Origin of the sequence: Aureimonas sp. N4, assembly GCF_001463925.1 — a bacterium.
Classification (GTDB): domain Bacteria; phylum Pseudomonadota; class Alphaproteobacteria; order Rhizobiales; family Rhizobiaceae; genus Aureimonas; species Aureimonas ureilytica_A.
In genome coordinates, this window is record NZ_BBWS01000054.1 from 56,484 (window position 1) to 75,850 (window position 19,367).

Genomic DNA, 19,367 nt, shown 5'->3' on the forward strand with positions numbered 1-19,367 from the left:
GCCTCATGTCCGCGTCCGACACGATCTTCCCCGGCGAAGCCCGGCTCGACATCGGCCAGCGCCGCGCGGCGCTCCGGCTCGCGCTCCTGGCCGCTGCCCTCCTCGTCACCTTTGGCGCGGTGCCCGCGCTCGCCAGCGACTATTGGCTCAGTTCCATCATCATCCCCGCCCTCGTCATGGGGCTGGCCGGGATCGGGCTGAACCTCCTGATGGGCTTTGCCGGCCTCGTTTCCATCGGCTCGGCGGCCTTCATGTCGGTCGGGGCCTTCGCGACCTACAATCTCTTGCTGCGCGCGCCCGGCCTGCCTTTGCCGATCGTGCTGGTGCTGGCCGGGCTGTGTGCTGCCGCCGCCGGCATCCTTTTCGGCCTGCCGGCCCTGCGCATCAGGGGTTTCTATCTCGGGGCCTCGACGCTCGGCGCGCAGTTCTTCTTCGAATGGCTGTTCACCAACTATGCCTGGTTCTCCAATGACAGCCAGTCGCTGACCATCTCCGCGCCCCGGCTCGAACTCTTCGGGGCCGATCTCCAGTCCGCGACCGGGCGCTATCTTCTGGTGGCCGCTGTCGGCCTGGCACTGATCGCGCTGGCCTTCGCGGTGACGCGCAGCCGGATCGGGCGTGACTGGGCCGCGATCCGCGATATGGAAACCGCCGCCGCCGTGATCGGGGTGCCCGTCGCCCGGCGCAAGCTCCAGGCCTATGCCGTCTCGTCCTTCGTGCTCGGCATTGTCGGTGCGCTCTGGGCCTTCGCCTATCTCGGCACGGCGGACGGCCACACGTTCAATCTCGACAAGTCCTTCCAGATTCTCTTCATCGTGCTGATCGGCGGCACGGCGACGATCTTCGGAAACTTCCTCGGCGCGGCCTTCATCGTGCTGACGCCCATCCTGCTGGATCGCCTGGGCGGAACCAGCGGCCTCGGCCTCCTGTCCGATCCCGGCGCGGCCGCCAATCTCCAGCACATCATCTTCGGCGCGATCATCGTCTGGCTGCTCGTCAAGGAGCCGGACGGCCTCAGCGCTCTCCTGCGACGGGCCACGCAAGCCCTCGCGCGCCGCGCCGCCTGACCTTTCCAGCCATCATCCTATCCAAGGGGGAATTCTCATGTCCGTACTGAAGCACCTCGCGGGCCTTGCGGCCGGCATCAGCCTCGCCGCCGCGCTCGTGGCCAGCCCGGCCCGCGCCGAGGACGCCAAGGGAGAGCAGCTCTTCCCGCTCTTCTCCTATCGCACCGGGGCTTACGCGCCCTCCGGCATCCCGCAATGGGCCGGCTATAACGACTATTTCAACTACATCAACGCCCATGGCGGCGTGAACGGGGTGAAGATCCGCCTGGAGGAATGCGAGACCGCCTATACGGTGGAGCGCGCCTTCGAGTGCTACGAGCGCTACAAGAACGGCAAGCCCGATGCCCCGCTCGCCGTGCTCTTCACCACCTCCAGCGGCTTCGACGCGGCGATCTCCGACAAGGCGCGCATCGATAAGGTGCCGATCATCTCGGTGGCCGGCGGGCGGGGCGACGCGGTGGACGGCAGCGTCTTCCCCTACCAGTTCCCGCTTCTCTTCGACTACTGGACGGAAGCCTCGATCGTGGTCGAGCACATCGCCAACACGCTCGGCGGCTTCGACAAGCTCAAGGGCCAGAAGATCGCGACGCTCTATCACGACAGCGGCTACGGCCGCGAGACAATCCAGCCCATGGCGATCCTGGCGAAGAAATACGGCTTCGAGGATATCCAGATCCCGGTGCCGCATCCCGGCGAGCAGCAGCAGGCGCAATGGCAGCAGATCAAGCGCGCCGGGGCCGACTGGGTGTTCTTCCGCGCCTGGGGCGTCATGTCGCCGGTCGGCATCAAGACCGCCGCACGCGTCGGCTTCCCGCGCGAGCGCATCATCGGCGACATCTGGACCGGCTCGGAGGAGGACGTTCGCCCGGCGGGGGCCTCGGCCAAGGGCTATCTGGCGGTCTCCGTCTTCCCGCCCGGCGCCGACTTCAAGATCAGCCAGACGCTGAAGAAGGAGATCGTCGATGCCGGCAAGAGCGATCTGAAGGACACCTCGAAATTCGGCTCGGTCTATTACAATGCGGGTCTGGTGCAGGCGATCCTCTTCACCGAGATCCTGCGCACGGGCCAGGCGAAGTTCGGCAACCGCCCGCTGACGACCGAGGAAGGCCACTGGGCCGCCGAGCATCTCGATCTCACGCCCGAGCGCATCGAGGAGATCGGCGCGACGGGGCTGCTCAGCCCGATCAAGATCACGCCCGAGGATCACGAAGGCCAGCCGGCGGCCAAGATCCAGCAATGGGACGGCGAGAAGTGGGTGCCGCTCACCGACTGGCTGAAGGGCGACCGGCCGCTCTTCAAGGACGCGATCTACGCCCGCGCCGCCGCCTACGCGAAGGAAAAGAACCTTCCCCCGCGCGAGGCGGTCACGAACTGACGGGCCGGGGAGCTTCTCATGACGCAGACGTATGAGGGCCTTCTGGAGGTCCAGAACATCGAGGCGCTCTATGGCGGGGCGGTTCTCGCCGTGCGGGACGTCTCGCTCAAGGTAGGGAAGGGCGCGATCGTCGCCCTTCTCGGCGCCAATGGCGCGGGCAAGACCACGGTCCTGAAGGCCATCTCGAACCTTCTCGGCCCCGAGCGCGGCGCGGTCAGCCGAGGCGCGATCCGCTGGGACGGGGAGGAGGTGGACCGGCTTTCGGCGGCCGATCTCGTCGGGCGCGGCGTGGTGCAGGTCCTGGAAGGGCGGCGCGTCTTTCCCCAGCTCACCGTCGAGGAAAACATCCTCGCCGGCTCCTATGGCCGCCGGCCCCGCGCGGCCGAGCGGCGGCGCGACCTCGAACAGGTCTATAGCTGGTTTCCGCGCCTGCGCGACAAGCGCGGCACCAAGGCGGGCCTGACCTCGGGCGGCGAGCAGCAGATGGTCGCGATCTCGCGCGCCTTGATGACCAAGCCCCGGCTCGTGCTGCTGGACGAGCCATCCATGGGTCTCGCGCCCATCGTGGTGCAGGAGATCTTCGAGATCGTCCGCAGCCTCAACACGCAATCGGGCGCGAGCTTCCTGGTGGCCGAACAGAACGCCAACCTCGCGCTGCGCTACGCCGCCTATGCCTATGTGCTCGAAACCGGGCGTGTCGCGGCCGAGGGAACGGCGGCCGATCTCCTGTCGCGCGGCGACATTCACGACCTCTATTTCGGCGGAAGCTCCGGCTCCGTCGCCCTTCACTGAACCATCGGGAGCCGCGACGGCCATGTTTCATTCCACCATCGAAAGCCCGACCAGCCAGACCGACCTCGGCTGGGGGCAGGGCCCGAGCCCCGACTATGAGGCGCTCGCGACCCCGTTCCGCCCGATCTTCGCGCGCATTCGCGCGGGCGCGGTGGAGCGGGAGCTGAACCGCACGCTGCCCACGCAGGAAATCGGCTGGCTGAAGGACGCGCGCTTCGGCGCGGTGCGCCTGCCCCGAGCCGAGGGCGGGCAGGGGGCGAGCCTCCCCGATTTCGTCAACCTCCTGATCGAACTGTCGGAGGCCGATTCCAACATCACGCAGGCCCTGCGCGGCCATTTCGGCTTCGTGGAAAGCGTCGTGAATCTGCCCGCCGGCCCTTTTCGCGAGCGCTGGGCCGCGCGCGTCGCGGCCGGAGAGACCGCCGGCAATGCCTGGACCGAGATCGGCGCGGCCTCGATCGAGGGCTTCTCGACCCATCTCGCCCGCAAGGGCGACGACCTCGTGCTCAATGGCGAGAAATACTACACGACCGGCTCGCTCTTCGCCGACTGGATCGACACCGGCGCGCGGCGCGAGGACGGCGAGGGCGGCACGGTTCTGGTGCCCCGCCACGCGCAGGGCGTCCATGTGGTGGACGATTGGGACGGGTTCGGCCAGACGCTGACGGCCAGCGGCACCACCACCTTCACCGATGTCGTGATCGACCCGCTGGATGTCCTCAGCGACGAGGAGAAATTCCGCTACAGCGCGGCCTTCTACCAGATCGTGCATTTGGCGACGCTGGCCGGCATCGGGCGCGCGCTGGCGGGCGATGCGGCAGCCGCCGTGGGCGCGCGCCGGCGCACCTATACGCACGCCGCCGCCGCGCGCTCGTCCGAAGACCCGCAGGTGCTTCAGGTGGTCGGGCGCATTCGCGGCGCGGCCTATGCGGCGGGCGCCATCACCCTGCAAGCCGCCCGCGCGCTGGAGCGCGCCCATGCCGCGCATTTCGGCGGGGATGCGGAAGCCGAAGAGCGCGCCAACAGTCTGGCCGAGCTGGAAACCGCGCAGGCGCAGACGGTGGTCTCGAACCTCGTTCTCGAGGCCTCGACCATCGTGTTCGACGCGCTCGGGGCCTCGGCCATCCGCAAGCCCGCCGGGCTCGACCGCCATTGGCGCAACGCGCGCACGCTGTCCTCGCACAATCCGCGCATCTACAAGGACCGGATCGTCGGCGACTACGCCGTCAACGGCACCCCGCCGCCCTACCAGTGGCGCATCGGCCTGCCCACGGGCTGATCCGTCGGAAACGGTCGCGCGCAGACCGGCTCGCCCTTGTCAGCCGGTCTGCTTGTTCGCCGCCATCACCTCGGCCAACTGCGGATGGCGACGCATGAGCATGGCTGCGGCGTAGAACTTCGGGGTGTTCGCTTCGAACCAGGGTGTCCCCGGCCACCACCCCACCATCGCGGCGGCGTAGCAATCCAGCGCCGAGGGCTGCTCGCCCAGGAGATAGGGCCCGGTGATCTCCGCCTCCAATTGGCGATACAGACGCTTGCGATAGGCGTCCGTCGTCTCCTTCAGCTCGTCGGGCGCGGAGGGGCACCAGCGATCTGGAACATCGCCATAGGTGAAGGTCGGATAGACGTTGGCGACCAGCCAGATCAGCCATCGCAGAAAGCGGCGATGCTCCGCCGTGTCTCGTGAAGGTGCGAGTTCGGGATGCTGCTCGGCGAGCCAAAGGGCGATGGCGGCGCTTTCCGTCAGGATGTCTCCATCCTCCAGAACCAGCACCGGCACCTGCCGCAGCGGGTTGACGCGGGCGAGCCGCTCCTGCGCCTCGCCCGGCCGGTCGAAACCCTCCACATCGACGAATTCATAAGACTGCCCCACCAGAGCCAGCATGGCTTCGGTGATCGCCGAGCCCCATCCGCGAACGCCGTAGAGCTTCATCATCGGTCTCGTCACCCCCCGACCTGGAAATGCGCCGGACCGGATCGAGGCGCAGGCTGGCGCGCCCTCGACCCGGCTATCGCACCCCGAAAGGTCGGTCGGTTCCTAAACCTCGTCCGCGTCTTCCGTGGAGTCCAGCATCTTGTCCAGCTCGTCCGCGATCAGATCGAGCTGTTCGCGGGTGGCGTTCAATTCCAGCGTCGCGCCGCTGTCGTCTTCGATATGCAACCGGGCGGACTGGCCGTCCTTGCCTGCCACGATGCGGAACTGAGCCAGATTCTGTGTCGGGTTCGCCATGAATGCCTCTCCTGATGGAAAGGCGGAACGCGCAACATCGCTCATGGCTCCGGCGCTTCGCTGCGCCCGATGCCGTCCTGGCAAACGATCGAGCCGCCGCGAGCTTCGGCCCTGGATCGGACGGGGCGCTGGCTGGAATTGCGCGCTCGCGCGGGCTCTGTCCCGCCATGCAGGGCGCATGTGGCGGATGCTCTTGGCCGCGCGCAGTCGCCCTGTGAGACGCTGAGACAAGTCTGCGATGTATCAGGCCGATCCGCTTTCCGCCACAATAAGGCGGGGTGAAGACCGGGAGGGCTTGGAAGCCGCGCCGAACAGGCGCGCGGCTCGGCGTGTCCGGACGATCCACCATCCCAAGCATGGAAAACCGCCGGCATTCAGGGATCGCGAGTGGCCAGTAGCATATCACGGACTGGCCGGGGGCCACGGTCCCGCACGCGAGACGTGCAAGCGGACGCGGCTGGGCTGCGCATTCAGGCGGGCGTCGCAGCGGGCTCGCTGACGGCTCGGGCGCGCGGGCGTTTTCGCTCGCCCCGGCTCTGAAGGCTGGCCCTGCCATGACCATCGCTCCCGCCATCCAAGCCGCACCCAGCGCCGGCCCGCGCTGGACGCTGCGCTTGCGCTTCGCGCTCGTGGCCCTGACCGTTCTGGTGCTCGCCCAGCTCCTGTCGGGGGTTCTCACCGTATCGGCCATTCGCAAGACCGCCTTCGAAGGAACGGTCACGGCGGTGCGCATCGTCGGGCATGACTGGTCCTTCCGCATCCAGAATTCGCTGCGCTTCGGCAAGCCCATCACCCAGATGTTCGGGCTGCCGGAAATGCTGGCCGGCATCCGTTCCGACCTGCCCTTCCTGTCCGCTGCTCTGGTGACCCTACCCGATGGCGCGATGGTGGAAAGCAATCCGCCGGACGGCCTGCCCGCCGGCCTCGGCCCGCTCGTCGCCGAAAAGCTCACGTCTTCCGTAGCAAAAGGGCTGACACCGGCGAAGATCGGCGACACGCATGTCTTCGTCCTCCCCGTTTCGGGGGCCGGCAACCGCTTGGCGGGGGCGCTGGTGATGCTGGTGCCGGAGGCCGCGATCGCACAGGCGACTGCCCGGCCGGTGAGCGATGCCGTGACCTCGCTGATCGTGGCGAGTGCTGCGGGCGCGCTTGCGCTGTTTCTGGCGGCGAGCGTTCTGCCCATCGGCGTGGACGGCACGATCAGCCGCTGGAAGCTGCTCCTTGTGCCGGCGCTGGTTCTCGTTCTGGCGCAAGGCGGCGCGTCCTGGCACAATATCGTCACCTTCCGCGACGCCTATGTGTGGGCGGCGACGCAGAATGTGCAGCGCTCGGTGGATCGTCTGGGCACGGACCTGCAGCGCCTCGTGGACAAGGGCGTTCGGCTGGACCGCCTGTCCGATTATGCCGCGCCCTTCGGGCGCATGGCCGCCGACATCCCTGAACTCGCCTCCGTCCAGCTTGTGGACGGCACGGGCCGCGCCATCGCCACCCTCGACGCCACGCGCGAGGCGACCAGCAGCCGCCCGGCCATCGCCTATGAGATCGTGACGCCGGGCGACGCCCGCCCCGCCGCGCGCCTCAGCGCCAGCTTGTCCGACACCGCGATCGGGGAGGGCGTGCGCCACCGCGCGCTCGATGCCGGCACGGTGCTTCTGACCTCGGCCCTGTTCGGCTTCGAGCTTCTCGTCTTATTCGGCATCCTGATGCGCCGGCTCGCCGCGCGCGCCGAGGAAACGGGCGCGGTCGACCGCGACGGGCATCATCTCCTCGCCCGCCCGGCCTCGTTCCTCCTGGTCTTCGGCTGGGCGCTGCCCCTCTCCTTCGTGCCGCTCCAGATGGGCGCGCTCGCCGCCGAGCCGCTGTTCGGCCTGTCGCGCGCGGTGACGCTCGCCCTGCCGATCTCGGCCGAAATGGGCTGCGCGCTCGTCACGGCGCTGATCGCGGGCGTGCTGACCGATCGGCGCGGCTGGCATATTCCCTTCGTGCTCGGCGGCCTCGTCTGCGCGGCAGGCGCGCTGGCGGGAACGCTCGCCACCGGCCCCCTATCCTATATCGGCGCGCGCGCCGTGGTGGGCCTCGGATACGGCCTCGCCTGGATGGGCATTCAGGGCTATGTCTTCTCCTGGTCCAGCCCGCGCACCCGCACCCAGGCCATCGCCAATCTCGTCGCCGGCATCTTTGCGGGCCAGATCTGCGGCAATGTGACGGGGGCGATGCTCGCCGATCAGATCGGCTTTTCCTCGGTCTTCACCGTCGCGGCGCTTCTAGGTCTTGCGCCCGTGCTCTTCGCGTTTGCCTTCATGCGCGCCTATTTCGGCCGCCCGGCCACCAGCCCGAGCGCGCCGGCCGCCGCGCCCGTGCCTGTGCCCCTCGCGCCGGACGGGGGCTCGGCGCTGGGCGGGCTCCTGACGGATCGCAACTTCCTCGCGCTGCTGCTGCTCAGCGTCGTGCCCTTCTCGGTCGCCCAAGTCGGACTCCTCTACTACACGCTGCCGGTCTACCTCTCGCAGCAGGGGATCGAGCAGGGCAATATCGGCCGCATCATGATGATCTACGGCCTGTCGGTCATCTATATCGCGCCGCTTCTCGGCCGCTGGGTGGACCGGCACGTGCGCAAGAAGCCCTTCATCGTCATGGGCGGGTTGCTCGGCGGTCTCGGCCTCGCCTTCACCTATCTCGACATCGGCCTCTTCGCGCTGGTCGCCTCGGTGTTCCTCTTAGGGCTGGCGAGCAGCCTAGGCGGCCCCGCGCAATCGAGCTTCGCCTTGCATCTGCCGAGCGTCCAGCGTCTCGGCACGGGCCGCGCCATGGGCATCCAGCGAGCCGCCGACAAGCTCGGCCAGATGATCGGCCCGCTCGCGGTCAGTGCGCTGTTCACGTTTCTCGGCACACGCGACGGGCTCGCCGTCACCGGCCTCTACTATCTCGGCTCGACGCTTCTGTTTTTCCTAATCGCGCGCGACCATGCGAGCCCCGCTCGAAAGGGCGCTGGCTGATATGGCCGACATGCGAACCCACCCGACGCTCGGCATCGAGCTGGAAATACCGGTCGTGGATCTCGGCTCCGGCGCGAGCTTCGACGCGCGCGAGCTGTTTCCCCGGCTCTACGAGGCGCGTCGCCGGCGGGGCGAGGCGGTGACGCCGGTTCTGGCCTCGGGCAGCCTGATCGGCGTCGCGGGGCCATTGGTCGTGTCCTCGGTGGACAACGGGTTCAACAATCTGGAAAGCGCCATCGGCATTGTCGGGGGGCCGGATCGGCCGGGCTCGAACCTCAACGATCTGGCGTGTCTCGTCCAGCGCGAGCTGAGCGAACTCGCAGCCACCCTCGGTGAACTCGGCGCGGGCATCGCCAACCTCTCCGAGCATCCATCGACGCCGATCAGCGAAAGCTTCTACCGCGCCATGCGCGCGCCCAAGCCGATCTACGATTACTGGCGCGGGGCGCGCGGCTGGCGGCACGAGGTCGGCATGGACGCCAAAGCCCAGAACGGGCCGACCACGGGCGTCGAGGCCGCCCACGCGGTGGAGGCGCTGAATCTGGCGCTTCTGGCCGCGCCCGCCCTGATCGCGATCTTCGCCAACAGCCCGTTCGAGGCGGGCGAGCCGACCGGCTTCAAGGAAAACCGGCTGCAGATCTGGACGCGCATGTTCGCCGAGCCCAACTTCGCCGGCGACCGCACGACCCATCGCCCGCCCGTGCGGCCCTTCGAGGATTTGGCGCATTATGTTCGCTGGATGTTCGAGGGCAACCGCGCCATGCAGGCGCTGCCGCTGAGCAACAATTCCTACAAGGGCTTTGGCGAACTCGCCCGCATGGACGGCGATCCCGCGCTTCTGACCTTCCTGCGCGCGCCCTCCTGGGCGGGACGCCGGCTTCGCGACGGCGCGGTGGTGGAGGTCACGCCCAGCCTTCGCGATCTGGAAAGCCTTCAGTTCTCGCAGTTCCTCGACGCGCGCATCCGCTTCCGCTTCGACACGGAGCCGGGCGTGGACGCCTTCTTCGAGGCGCTGGACGCCGGGCGCATGGAAGAGCTGTTCGCGGATCATTGCCAATCCCTCTATATCGAAGGCCGGGCGGCGGGCGCGAACTTCCCCGACGCCGAGCTGTGCGACCACGACGATCCGCTCGTGCCGGCCTCGGTGGTGATGGCTCCTTCGGCGCTCCAGAAAGGGCTGCAAGCCAATCCCGGCAGCCTGCGCCGCCTGTCCGATCTCCTGCCCTGGCGCGATCTGCGCCTCGCGCGGGAGGAGGCGATCCGCCACGGCCTGTCCGGGCGCGCCGGCCCCCTGTCGCTCGCGCGGTTTGCGCGGGCCGTTCTGGAGGAAGCGGAGGCGGGGCTTGCCCCCAGCGAGCGCTGGATGCTGGCCTATGTCAGGCATGTGCTGGACACCGGCCGCAACGGGGCCGACCGCGCCATCGACGCCTTCGAGCGCGGAACGGGGCATCGCGCCGCGCGCCTCGATGATCTCGTCCAGGCGCGCACGATGCGCCTCGTGCCGCCCGTGCCCTTTCCCCAGCGCGACCGGGCGCCGGAGAGCGCCGGGCTTGCCAGGAGCGCCTGACGAAAAGGCCCGGTCAGTCGCCCCCGAGAGGTCTTATCGGGCGCTCTAGGGCGTGCGTTGCGCGAGGTCCGTGCCGAAGATCTCGTCGCTCGCCAAGAGAATATCGACGGACGGATCGTAGCCGATCTCGCCGGCGGTGCGCAGATTGAGCGCGATCTTGGCGGGCGCCTGCCAGACCTGCGGCAGGTCGCGGGGTTTGGCGCCGTTAAAGATGCGGGCGATCGTCTCGGCGTGGAAGCGGCCGACATACAGAAAGTCGGACTGCGCGACGCTCATCAGCGCGCCGAGCTTGACCTCCGACTCGCCCGCCATGGAGAAGGTTGGAAGGTCCCGGTCGATCAGCGGCGCGAGGCTCTTGGGCAGGCTCGCCTCGGTCAGGCCGCGATGCACGGTGAGATAGACCGCGTCCGCCTTGGCCGCGATCTCGCCGTAGCAGGCCTCGACCTTCGCCTCGGCCTCGGCCTGCGGGACGTTGTTGAAGGGCGCGAAGCACGGCACGATCTCGAAGCCGCGCTCGCGCGCGATGCGCTCGATATCGTCCACGGCGGCGAAGGTGCGCCCTTCCGGGCTGTTCTCGTAGACGAGGCCGAGCTTCTTGAAGTGGAAGATGTCGTCGAACAGCTCCACCTGCCGGGCGTAGCGCTGCGGCTCCACCTTGGCGTTCAGATGGTCGTGGCCTGAATCCGTCTCGCTCTTGATGATCTTGGAGCCGATCGGGTCGCTGGTGGAGGCGACCACCACGGGCGTCGAGATCGCGTCCGTCGAGAGGTCCTGCCCCGCCCAGGTGCCGAGCGCCAGCATGAGGTCGATGTCGCCGCGCGTCGTCAGCCGGTCCAGAAGCTCGGCCTTCACGAGCGGGCGCTTCTCCTTGTCGAAATTGCCCGCCGCGAAATAGGCGTCGGCGGGAAACTCCACATAGTCGCTCACCGCATGCGCCGAGAGCCAGCGCCAGAAGCCACCGGGCTCGGGATTGTTGCCGACGGGCAGTTCGGTCGGCTTGATCCAGCCGATCGCCATAAGGCCGCGCACCGTGGATTTGAGGATCGTCTCGTAATCCTTGTACTGGCCGCCCTCGTAATAGCCGATGCGCCATTTCGTGCCGTCCGGCTTGAGGCGAGGCTCGGACGGGAACACGCGCGCCTGCGCGGGCGCTGAGTCCGGCGCGGGCGTCTGGGCCTCAGCCGCGACACTCGTCAGAAGAGCGAGGCCGAGCCAGATGGCCGTGAGGCGAAGCGAGCGGATCATGACGACCTCTTGGACGGCTGGTGGAAGCGAAGGGCGACGAGCGTGATGTCGTCGGATTGCGGCGTGCCGCCGGCATGGGCCTGCACGTCGGCCATGATCCGCTGCACCAGCATTTCGGTCGGCAGAAACGGGTCCTGCGCTTCCAAAAGCTGAAGGAGGCGCTCGTCCTCGTACAGCTCGTCGCGCGCGTTCATCGCCTCGGTCACGCCATCCGTGTAGAGAACCAGCGTCTCGCCGGGGTTGAGATGCGTGGCGAGCGGCTCGTAGTGCATGCCCTCGACCACGCCCAGCGCCGGCCCGCTGATCGGGCGAAGGCACTCCACGCGCCCGCCCTCGCGGATCACGAGCGGGGGATTGTGCCCGCCATTGGCATAGCGGATCTCGCCCGTCAGGCAATCGAGAACGCCAATCAGGCTGGTGACGAAGATCGAGTTCGGATTGTCGCTCGCCAGCGTGTCGTTGACGGCGGCCATCATCTGCCAAGGATCGGGGAAGCGGTCGGCCGCCGATTTGATCAGCGTCTTGGTGATCGCCATGAACAAGGCGGCCGGCACGCCCTTGCCCGCCACATCCCCGATCGTGAAGCAGAGATGGCGGTCGTCGATGAAGTAGAAATCGTAAAGATCGCCGCCGACCTCCTTGGCCGAGACGAGCGCGGCGTGAATGTCGATCTCGGAGCGGTCGGGAAAGGCGGGGAAGATCTTCGGCAGGAGGCCGAGCTGAATATCGCGCGCGACGTTCAACTCGCCCTCGATGCGCTCGCGCTCCTGCGTGACGCGCATCACGGTCTGGACGTTGCGATAAAGCGAATCTTCCATGAAGTGGAAGGCGCTGGCGAGCCGCCCGATCTCGTCCCGCCCTTCGGGGCGTCGCTCGGTGAGAAGTTTGGGCGGGGCCTGCGTGAAGTCGGTCTGCGGCAGGGCGCGGGCCCGGTGCGTCAGCGCCACCAGGGGCCGGCTGATGCGCTGCGCCAGGAACCAGGCGAGAACAGCCGCCAGAAGACTGCCGCCGGCAAAGACGAGGCCCTGGCTCAGGATGAGGTCCTGCGCGGGCTCGGCCAGCGCGGCGGAGGAAACGATCGCGGCGACATACCAGTCGAGCGCCTTCAGCCGGAAGACCTGCGCTTCCGCGCCCTGATCCGGCCCCGCCGAGGGCAGGGGGGCAAGGCGCGAGGGCGCGTCGCCATCGGAGGCCATGGCTTTCATTTCGCTTAAGATGGCAGGCGCCATCCAGCCGTCCTCGCCGCCCTTGGGCGCGACGACCGGCCGCCCGCTGCCGTCGAACACGAAGACGAAACCGTTGCCCGCCATCTGGAGCGAGCCGAGGCTGGAGCGCAGGCGCTCCACCAGCTCGGCGCGGCGCACATCCGTTTCGCGTTGGAGATCGGCGACATCGCCGACAATGCCGATCATCCAGCCCCAGCGGGGAAAGGGCACGAAGAGCCCGTATTTCGGCTCGGTCGCCTCGCCCTTCATCGCCTTCCATGCATAGGTGAGGAAGCTGGAGCCGTAGAGTTCGCTGTCGCTCCAGGCGGTCTGCGTCACGCTTCGGCCGCGAATGTCGCGAAAGCCCGAGAGATCCCGGCCCACCATCGCGGCGTCGGGATAGACCACGGCGCGGCCCGCGCGGTCGAACACGAAACTGTATTCGCCCGCGACCGGCGAGAGGCCGGCCAGCCAGTCGAGCGCGTTAGCGCGCGCGGCCTCGTCGCTGGTTCCCGCGCGCTGCGCCTGGGCGGCCAGCGTGTCGAGCGTCGAGCGCACGGTCTGGCCGAACTGGCGGAAGGCCGCCTTGCGATCCTGAATCGTGCCGACCTTGTCCGACAGGAGTTGGAGATACTGGCTGCGAATGGCGAGTTCCGCCATCTGGAGGACATTCTCGACGGATCGCTGTTCGGCATCCACCATGGCCGAGCGCACGGCGCGCTGCGAATAGGCCATGATGCCGCCCGCCATGAGCGCCAGAATGGCGATGACGCCGACGAAGATCTTGACCCTGAGGCTGTTCACGCACCGCATCCAGAAGGGGAGACCCGTTCTTCTAGACGCAGCCGGACGAGAAAGCATTCCCGAAACGCCGGCAGAACTTGACCCTGCGTCTCACGGCGCGCGTTTTGCGGTGGGCGAGAGCGTGGGCCTACTGCCCCTGCATCCAGCGATTGAGCACGGAGCCGAGTTTGGGGACGGGTTTCGGCTGGCCGGGCTGCGGGCGATGGCGTGCGCGCAACTCGCTGGGCGAATAGCCGAACTCGCGGACGAAGGCGCGCCGGAAGCTGCGCAGATTGGGAATGCCCCAGCGCTGCGCGATCTCGTCGATCGTGCCGACCGTCTGGGCGATGTCCTCATGCGCGCCTTGCAGGCGTTGCTGCCGGATGATTGCGGCGATGTTCATCTGGCTGCCCATCAGCCGATAGAGCTGGGATCGCGACAAGGCGAATTCCCGGCAGATCGCCGCCGGGTCGAGAGCGGGGTCGCCGAGATGCTCGGTGATATACTGGCGCACCCGTAGTCCCTTGTCCTCACGCTGCGCGGGGCGGAGCGGCGGCGGGCCGCCCCCGAGGCAGCTTGCGACGAAGCCGAGGCTGGTTCTGGCGATCTGCTCGGCGCGCCGGCCCGCCAGCGGTTCGGGCAGCGCCAGCATGGATCGCAGGTGATGGCCGAGCAGAACCGCCGGCACGGAGTCCGGCGCGAAGACCCGCCCGTTCAGCGTCTCGCGCCAGGCCTTGCAGCTCTCCAGGGCGGCGAGCGGAACGAGCAGCGCCAGCCAGTCCGCCCCGAGGATTGCAACATCCATCAGGCTGGTCAGCCGCGTGATGCAGACCGCGCCGGGCTCGACCTCGAACCGTCGGCCGTTCGCCGAGCCCGTGACATGGCCCTGCTCGATGAGATTGATCAGCGCGTAATCCGTCTCGATGCGCGCGGCCATGTCGGCGTCGCGGATCAGGCGGAAATCGCTGGCCGTGACGCGCAGCGTCATGAGGTCGCCGATCGCGCGCGACTGGAACCGGCCGGTGAAGTCGTCGCGATCCTCCGGTCGCACCTCGACGCGCCCGCTGCCCGACATCACCTCCTGCCAGGCCGCGATGCGCCACTCGGCATCCCCGCTGCTCCGGTCGAGCTGCAGGCGAATGTTCGATCCCTGGGCGGCTCTTTCCGGTCTGACACCCCCCTCGGGCGGACAGAACGTCTCAAAATGCGCCTCATGCGGGTACGCACTGTCCGATGCCGCACCGGCAAGATTGACCTTCTCTGCGCCGTCATGTTTTGTCGGTGTCACAGAATGTTTCGGCACGAATGTCTCGATTCTGAAGTAAACGACAGAAAATTAAAACAAAGTCACGAATCTCTGGGAGGGATTCGGCCAAATCGCCATCAGTTGACCTTGATCTGATCTTTATGGATCAGAACAGGATATATGTCGATCTGGCATGGCGCGAATTGGCTGGACGATCAACCAGCAAAACACGCTTCCGTCTGCGGCATATTCGCATTCGATCAAGATGTCGATTTCCGTTCTGAACTGAACGCTGAGGAAACCTGGAGCGCGATAAATCAATAGGGGCGATCAATACGTGCCCTATTCAATATTCAAAATGAGAAATTCTGTTTGCGGCTTGGCCGGGTTTGTCGTGCGTCTGTCCTCCGGCCTCGGCCGGATGCGCATGCCCTATCGAACCCGCCTGCGATTGGCCCGCACATGCCGGGGGAGTGCAGCGTTTCATGCGGTTCGACGAGTTTACGACCGGTCCCTTTTCGCCTCGCGAGCGATGCGATGCCTGGCAGAGACAGCCGTTTCCCTGCGTCGCGGGATTGATGGAGATCGATCCGGCCGACGGCGCGTTCTCCTCGCGCGCGCGAACCTTCGCCTTGGGATCGCTCTTTCTCAGCGACATCCATCATTCGGCGCGGACCTGCCGCCGAACCGACGAGGCGATCGGGTCGGACGGGTTCCATCCCGTCGTCCTTTCCGTGTGCCTCAGCGGGCGCTATGGCGGGCAGACACAGGCGGGCCGTTATCGGGGCGGTCCGGGCTGTGTCCTCGTTCTGGATTTCGCATCGGCCTTCCAGCACGTGTCCACCAACAGCCACAGCGTTCTTCTCGTCTTCGAGCGAAGCGAAATCCAGCGCCATATTCCCCGGATCGACGGGCTGCACGGCCTCGTTCTGTCCCGCAAGGACGCCGAGCCTCTGGTTCGCCAAGTTGTCGGCCTGCTGCAGCAATTGCCCGGCATGAGCGACGAGGCGGGGGCGGAAGCCGGCGCGGCGCTGACGGACACGATCCTCTCCTCGCTCAACCAGACGGGTTCGCTGTCGGCGGCCGAAGACGCCCGTCTGTCCCAGCTGCGCGCCGACGCTCTCTGGATCATCCGGCAGCGCTACCGCGAGCCCGACCTCGACGTGGCGCGGGTCGCAGCGCTGGTGCGCGCCTCGCACTCGACGCTCTACCGCGCCTTCGCGGAGGAGGAGGGCATTCTCGCCCATGTCACGAACCTGCGGATCGAGCAGGCGGCGATAGCCCTGCGGGACACGAAAGACAGACGGCTGATCCGCGAGATCGCCCTGGCGGTCGGCTTCGATCAGGTGAGCAGCTTCAACCGGGCCTTCCGCAAGCGACACGATTGCACGCCGCGCGACTGGCGCGAACAGTTCCGCCGATCCGCGCCCGCCAGCCCCTACCCGTCGGTCTCGGACGAGCCGCAGCTCCGACGCGCCTGACGCCCCGTTCGCGCACGCACAGGTATGGGTCGAACCACGGGCGCGGACAGACCAGTCAAGACGGCCTCACGCAGACGATAGCCTGACGTTTTTCCGACGCCGACACGGCTCGCAGACGAGGATACGCATGTCCGACAAGATCTACTACATGCCCTATGATCCCAGCCATCCCAGTTTCATCTGCGCCCAGTTCGAGTACGGGACGGCCGGTGGCGCGGACATGAATAAGCTCATGAAGGACGTCGATCACGAGGCGTCGAAGGGCAATATCGCCATTCCCGTCTGGTATCAGCCCGGTCGGCGCAACGCCTTCGTGATGTCGCTGGATCGGGAGAGCGTCTACATTCGGGGCCACGGGATGGCCGGCTTCCGGTCCATCGAGGGCGGCCGGGGAGGAGAGCGGATCGACTATGTCACGATGGTGGACCGGCTCATCGAAAGCGGTCTTCCGAAATCCTTCTCCGGAAAGATCAAGCTCTTCAACTGCCACAGCGCGGAGTCGGGTTTGGTGGGGTCCGACCCCGAATGCGTCGGGCATCCGTTCGCGCGCCTCGTCGCCGACGAGATGTACAAGCGGGGATACAGGGCCTGCAGCTTCTACGGCTATGTCGGCCGGATCGACTCCTTCGTCAAGGACGGCTCCGGCGGCAAGCACCACTATGTCCGCGATATCGTCAACGGCAAGATGGAAGAGATCGGGCGCGTGAGCCAGGGGCGTATCCAGTTCAAGCCCAACCCGATTCCGGTTTACAGCCCCGTTGCCTTGCTGGCGCCGAAGAAGCCTGGCGGCTTCCTCGCGCGCTTCCGGTAACTGTGAGGACCCGCTCGCAGACCTGAGAACCCGTTCGCAAACGCGGCCGGGTCGGCCTCGCAGGCCACCCCGCGCGAGCTTTCGCCCGGGGCCCCCATGGCCGAGGGGTTGGCCTGAGCCGCTTGCCCGCAGCGGGGAAGCCTCGATGGTGCCAGGACGCCCGCGCCCCGGCAAAACGCGACATATGACGCGGCGGCCCCTTGCGCGGGGGGCATTGGGATGGTTTGAGGCGGCTTCCTCCTCGCATCGACCTGGAATTCCCTGATGATCCGCCTTGAAAACATCGGCAAGCAGAACGGCAAGCAGATTGTCTTCATCGAGGCGTCGGCGGCGCTCCAGCGCGGCGAGAAGATCGGTCTCGTCGGCCCCAACGGCGCGGGCAAGACCACGCTGTTTCGCATGATCACCGGCCAGGAACTGCCCGACGAGGGGCAGGTCTCGGTGGATCGCGGCGTGACCATCGGCTATTTCAGCCAGGATGTCGGCGACATGACGGGCCGCATCGCAGTGGTCGAGGTCATGGACGGCGTCGGGCCGGTCAGCACGCTGGCCGCCGAGATGGCCGAGCTGGAAGCGGCTATGGCTGACCCCGATCGCGCCGACGAGATGGACGAGATCGTCACCCGCTACGGCGAAGTGCAGGGGCGCTACGACGAGCTGGACGGCTATGCGCTGGACGGGCGCGCCCGCGAGGTGCTGGATGGTCTGGGTTTCAGCCAGTCGATGATGGACGGCGATGTCGGCGCGCTGTCGGGCGGCTGGAAGATGCGCGTGGCGCTGGCAAAAATTCTTCTCATGCGCCCCGACATCATGCTTCTCGACGAGCCCTCGAACCATCTCGACATCGAAAGCCTGATCTGGCTGGAGAGCTTTCTCAAGGGCTTCGACGGTGCGGTCCTGATGACCTCGCACGACCGCGAGTTCATGAACCGTATCGTCACCAAGATCATCGAGATCGACGGCGGGGCGCTCACCTCCTATTCCGGCGACTACGAGTTCTATCGCGGGCAGCGCGCCATCGCCGAGGTTCAGCAGCAGGCGCAGTTCGAGCGCCAGCAGGCGATGCTGGCCAAGGAAGTCGCCTTCATCGAGCGCTTCAAGGCGCGCGCCAGCCACGCCGCGCAGGTGCAGAGCCGCGTCAAGAAACTCGACAAGATCGAGCGCGTCGAGCCGCCCAAGCGTCAGCAGACCGTGCGCTTCGAATTTCAGCCCGCACCCCGCTCGGGCGAGGACGTCGCCACCGTCAAGGGCGTTCACAAGCGCTATGGCGAGCGTACCATCTACGAGGGTTTCGACTTCCAGGTCCGCCGGCGCGAGCGCTGGTGCATCATGGGCGTGAACGGGGCGGGCAAATCGACGCTTTTGAAGATCATTGCCGGCGCTTCGGAGCCCGATGCCGGGACGGTCTCGCGCGGCCCGAGCGTCAAGATGGGCTATTTCGCGCAGCACTCGATGGAAGTGCTCGACGGCGAGCGCTCGGTTCTGCAATCGCTGGAAGACAACTTCCCGCAGGCGGGCCAAGCCCCCTTGCGCGCGCTCGCCGGCTGCTTCGGCTTCACGGGCGACGATGTGGAGAAGAAGTGCCGCGTCCTGTCGGGCGGCGAGAAGGCGCGGCTGGTCATGGCCCAGATGCTGTTCGACCCACCGAACTTCCTCGTGCTCGACGAGCCGACCAACCATCTGGACATCGCCACCAAGCAGATGCTGGTAGAGGCGCTTCAACGCTATGAGGGCGCGATGCTGTTCGTCAGCCACGACCGCCACTTCCTGGCGGCGCTCTCCAACCGCGTGCTGGAGCTGACGCCCGAAGGCCCGCATCTCTATGGCGGCGGCTATTCCGAATATGTCGAGCGCACCGGCCAGGAAGCGCCGGGCCTGCGGAGCTGAGGATTCAGGTTACGACAGAGGCCCAGATCTTCGGGCCTCTGCCGTGCGCAGCAGGGCGCTCCGTTCGGCTTGCCGCGCCACCTACAGGTGATCGCGCGCGATGCGCTCGTCCCAGACCCGCCGGTGCACTTCGACGCCGTTCTCGAAGGCGACGTGCTCGCCGGTGAGATGAAACGTGTCGCGATCGGCGGTCGGCCCAATGCGGTTAGGCCAATGCGGCCGTCACGCTTTCGACCCTCGGTAGCGACCCGCCGGCCTGATAAGGCACGCCCGTGCCCGACAGCGCGCCCTCGCGCTCGGCCACAAGCCGGCGCTTGGCATCGCCTTGCCTTTGCGTGATGAGGCGGCCCAATTCGCCGGTTTCCATCAGCTCGCCACGGTGCAGCCCCATGAGCCGGTCGGCGACCCGCGCCACGACGGCGACATCATAGGTGACGCAGAGCGCAGCCGTGCGGTCGCGCAGAGAAGCCGCGAGTTCGGGACGGTGGAGGCGATCGCGCGCGAGCCGAACTGGCCATTCATCCGATCCGCCGTAAAGAGGCTGTGGGTCTGACCGGCGGCATAGCGGGCGGCGCCGGTCGGGTGTCGTGACCCGCCGCGCCACGCTGCGCCGCTGCGCGACTGGCGACGATCGGCGCACCGCCCGGGAGCTCCCGGTGACCATCTGGCACGTCGCTTTCGC

At 67.3% G+C, this 19,367-nt stretch carries 15 protein-coding genes; 9 read left to right on the forward strand and 6 right to left on the reverse strand.

Going from position 1 to position 19,367, the window contains the following annotated elements:
• The first annotated feature begins 5 nt into the window (after nt 1–5).
• The 4 genes from AUL28_RS18260 to AUL28_RS18275 are packed head-to-tail and all read left to right on the forward strand — an operon-like array spanning nt 6 to nt 4,513.
• Complete coding sequence (locus AUL28_RS18260; RefSeq protein ID WP_062235408.1) at nt 6–1,067, forward strand: branched-chain amino acid ABC transporter permease; 1,062 nt, start codon at nt 6–8, stop codon at nt 1,065–1,067.
• A gap of 37 nt (nt 1,068–1,104) precedes the next feature.
• The gene (locus AUL28_RS18265) at nt 1,105–2,442 is read left to right on the forward strand and encodes an ABC transporter substrate-binding protein (RefSeq protein WP_062235411.1); all 1,338 of its coding nucleotides are present in this window, start codon (nt 1,105–1,107) and stop codon (nt 2,440–2,442) included.
• 18 nt (nt 2,443–2,460) lie between these two features.
• The gene (locus AUL28_RS18270) at nt 2,461–3,234 is read left to right on the forward strand and encodes an ABC transporter ATP-binding protein (RefSeq protein ID WP_062235413.1); all 774 of its coding nucleotides are present in this window, start codon (nt 2,461–2,463) and stop codon (nt 3,232–3,234) included.
• A 22-nt stretch (nt 3,235–3,256) separates the two neighbouring features.
• Nucleotides 3,257–4,513: an acyl-CoA dehydrogenase family protein gene (locus AUL28_RS18275; protein WP_062235416.1), complete on the forward strand. Its 1,257-nt coding sequence runs from the start codon at nt 3,257–3,259 to the stop codon at nt 4,511–4,513.
• Between the two features lie 39 nt (nt 4,514–4,552).
• Here AUL28_RS18275 and AUL28_RS18280 read toward each other — a convergent pair whose 3' ends face one another.
• Together AUL28_RS18280 and AUL28_RS18285 are read right to left on the reverse strand one after the other, a co-directional pair.
• Nucleotides 4,553–5,170: a glutathione S-transferase family protein gene (locus AUL28_RS18280; RefSeq protein ID WP_062235420.1), complete on the reverse strand. Its 618-nt coding sequence runs from the start codon at nt 5,168–5,170 to the stop codon at nt 4,553–4,555.
• Between the two features lie 102 nt (nt 5,171–5,272).
• Complete coding sequence (locus tag AUL28_RS18285; protein WP_062235423.1) at nt 5,273–5,464, reverse strand: hypothetical protein; 192 nt, start codon at nt 5,462–5,464, stop codon at nt 5,273–5,275.
• Between the two features lie 554 nt (nt 5,465–6,018).
• Between AUL28_RS18285 and AUL28_RS18290 the strand changes: the two genes are divergently transcribed.
• Together AUL28_RS18290 and AUL28_RS18295 are read left to right on the forward strand one after the other, a co-directional pair.
• A complete protein-coding gene (locus AUL28_RS18290; RefSeq protein WP_062235426.1) occupies nt 6,019–8,460 on the forward strand; it encodes an MFS transporter in 2,442 nt (813 codons plus the stop codon).
• A gap of 1 nt (nt 8,461) precedes the next feature.
• The gene (locus AUL28_RS18295) at nt 8,462–10,027 is read left to right on the forward strand and encodes a glutamate-cysteine ligase family protein (RefSeq protein ID WP_062235429.1); all 1,566 of its coding nucleotides are present in this window, start codon (nt 8,462–8,464) and stop codon (nt 10,025–10,027) included.
• A 45-nt stretch (nt 10,028–10,072) separates the two neighbouring features.
• Here AUL28_RS18295 and AUL28_RS18300 read toward each other — a convergent pair whose 3' ends face one another.
• From AUL28_RS18300 to AUL28_RS18310, 3 genes are all read right to left on the reverse strand, one after another.
• Complete coding sequence (locus AUL28_RS18300) at nt 10,073–11,272, reverse strand: ABC transporter substrate-binding protein (protein WP_062235432.1); 1,200 nt, start codon at nt 11,270–11,272, stop codon at nt 10,073–10,075.
• Entirely contained in the window at nt 11,269–13,281 is a 2,013-nt protein-coding gene (locus tag AUL28_RS18305) for a SpoIIE family protein phosphatase (RefSeq protein WP_062235435.1), read from the reverse strand. The genes AUL28_RS18300 and AUL28_RS18305 overlap by 4 nt, the downstream gene beginning before the upstream one ends.
• A gap of 127 nt (nt 13,282–13,408) precedes the next feature.
• A complete protein-coding gene (locus tag AUL28_RS18310) occupies nt 13,409–14,335 on the reverse strand; it encodes a helix-turn-helix transcriptional regulator (protein WP_062235437.1) in 927 nt (308 codons plus the stop codon).
• 749 nt (nt 14,336–15,084) lie between these two features.
• Here AUL28_RS18310 and AUL28_RS18315 point away from each other — a divergent pair.
• The 3 genes from AUL28_RS18315 (at nt 15,085) to AUL28_RS18325 (ending at nt 18,685) form a co-directional block, all read left to right on the forward strand.
• Nucleotides 15,085–15,987, forward strand: coding sequence for a helix-turn-helix transcriptional regulator (locus AUL28_RS18315; RefSeq protein ID WP_244493565.1), 903 nt, complete (start codon nt 15,085–15,087; stop codon nt 15,985–15,987).
• A gap of 127 nt (nt 15,988–16,114) precedes the next feature.
• Nucleotides 16,115–16,798 carry a hypothetical protein gene (locus AUL28_RS18320; RefSeq protein ID WP_058636267.1) on the forward strand — a complete coding sequence of 228 codons (684 nt, stop codon included), beginning with the start codon at nt 16,115–16,117 and terminating at the stop codon, nt 16,796–16,798.
• 264 nt (nt 16,799–17,062) lie between these two features.
• Complete coding sequence (locus tag AUL28_RS18325; RefSeq protein WP_062235443.1) at nt 17,063–18,685, forward strand: ABC-F family ATP-binding cassette domain-containing protein; 1,623 nt, start codon at nt 17,063–17,065, stop codon at nt 18,683–18,685.
• Between the two features lie 205 nt (nt 18,686–18,890).
• On the opposite strand, the gene AUL28_RS18330 is transcribed toward AUL28_RS18325, so the two are convergent.
• Nucleotides 18,891–19,325 carry a hypothetical protein gene (locus AUL28_RS18330; protein WP_156420068.1) on the reverse strand — a complete coding sequence of 145 codons (435 nt, stop codon included), beginning with the start codon at nt 19,323–19,325 and terminating at the stop codon, nt 18,891–18,893.
• Between the last annotated feature and the right edge of the window lie 42 nt (nt 19,326–19,367).

Bases quoted from the DNA above. Each gene is read 5' to 3' on its own strand.
- AUL28_RS18295 (WP_062235429.1), top strand. From the start codon at position 8,462: ATGGCCGACATGCGAACCCACCCGACGCTCGGCATCGAGCTGGAAATA.
- AUL28_RS18260 (WP_062235408.1), top strand. From the start codon at position 6: ATGTCCGCGTCCGACACGATCTTCCCCGGCGAAGCCCGGCTCGACATC.
- AUL28_RS18265 (WP_062235411.1), top strand. From the start codon at position 1,105: ATGTCCGTACTGAAGCACCTCGCGGGCCTTGCGGCCGGCATCAGCCTC.
- AUL28_RS18290 (WP_062235426.1), top strand. From the start codon at position 6,019: ATGACCATCGCTCCCGCCATCCAAGCCGCACCCAGCGCCGGCCCGCGC.
- AUL28_RS18270 (WP_062235413.1), top strand. From the start codon at position 2,461: ATGACGCAGACGTATGAGGGCCTTCTGGAGGTCCAGAACATCGAGGCG.
- AUL28_RS18275 (WP_062235416.1), top strand. From the start codon at position 3,257: ATGTTTCATTCCACCATCGAAAGCCCGACCAGCCAGACCGACCTCGGC.
- AUL28_RS18310 (WP_062235437.1), bottom strand. From the start codon at position 14,335: ATGTCGGGCAGCGGGCGCGTCGAGGTGCGACCGGAGGATCGCGACGAC.
- AUL28_RS18320 (WP_058636267.1), top strand. From the start codon at position 16,115: ATGTCCGACAAGATCTACTACATGCCCTATGATCCCAGCCATCCCAGT.
- AUL28_RS18280 (WP_062235420.1), bottom strand. From the start codon at position 5,170: ATGATGAAGCTCTACGGCGTTCGCGGATGGGGCTCGGCGATCACCGAA.
- AUL28_RS18315 (WP_244493565.1), top strand. From the start codon at position 15,085: ATGGAGATCGATCCGGCCGACGGCGCGTTCTCCTCGCGCGCGCGAACC.
- AUL28_RS18300 (WP_062235432.1), bottom strand. From the start codon at position 11,272: ATGATCCGCTCGCTTCGCCTCACGGCCATCTGGCTCGGCCTCGCTCTT.
- AUL28_RS18325 (WP_062235443.1), top strand. From the start codon at position 17,063: ATGATCCGCCTTGAAAACATCGGCAAGCAGAACGGCAAGCAGATTGTC.
- AUL28_RS18285 (WP_062235423.1), bottom strand. From the start codon at position 5,464: ATGGCGAACCCGACACAGAATCTGGCTCAGTTCCGCATCGTGGCAGGC.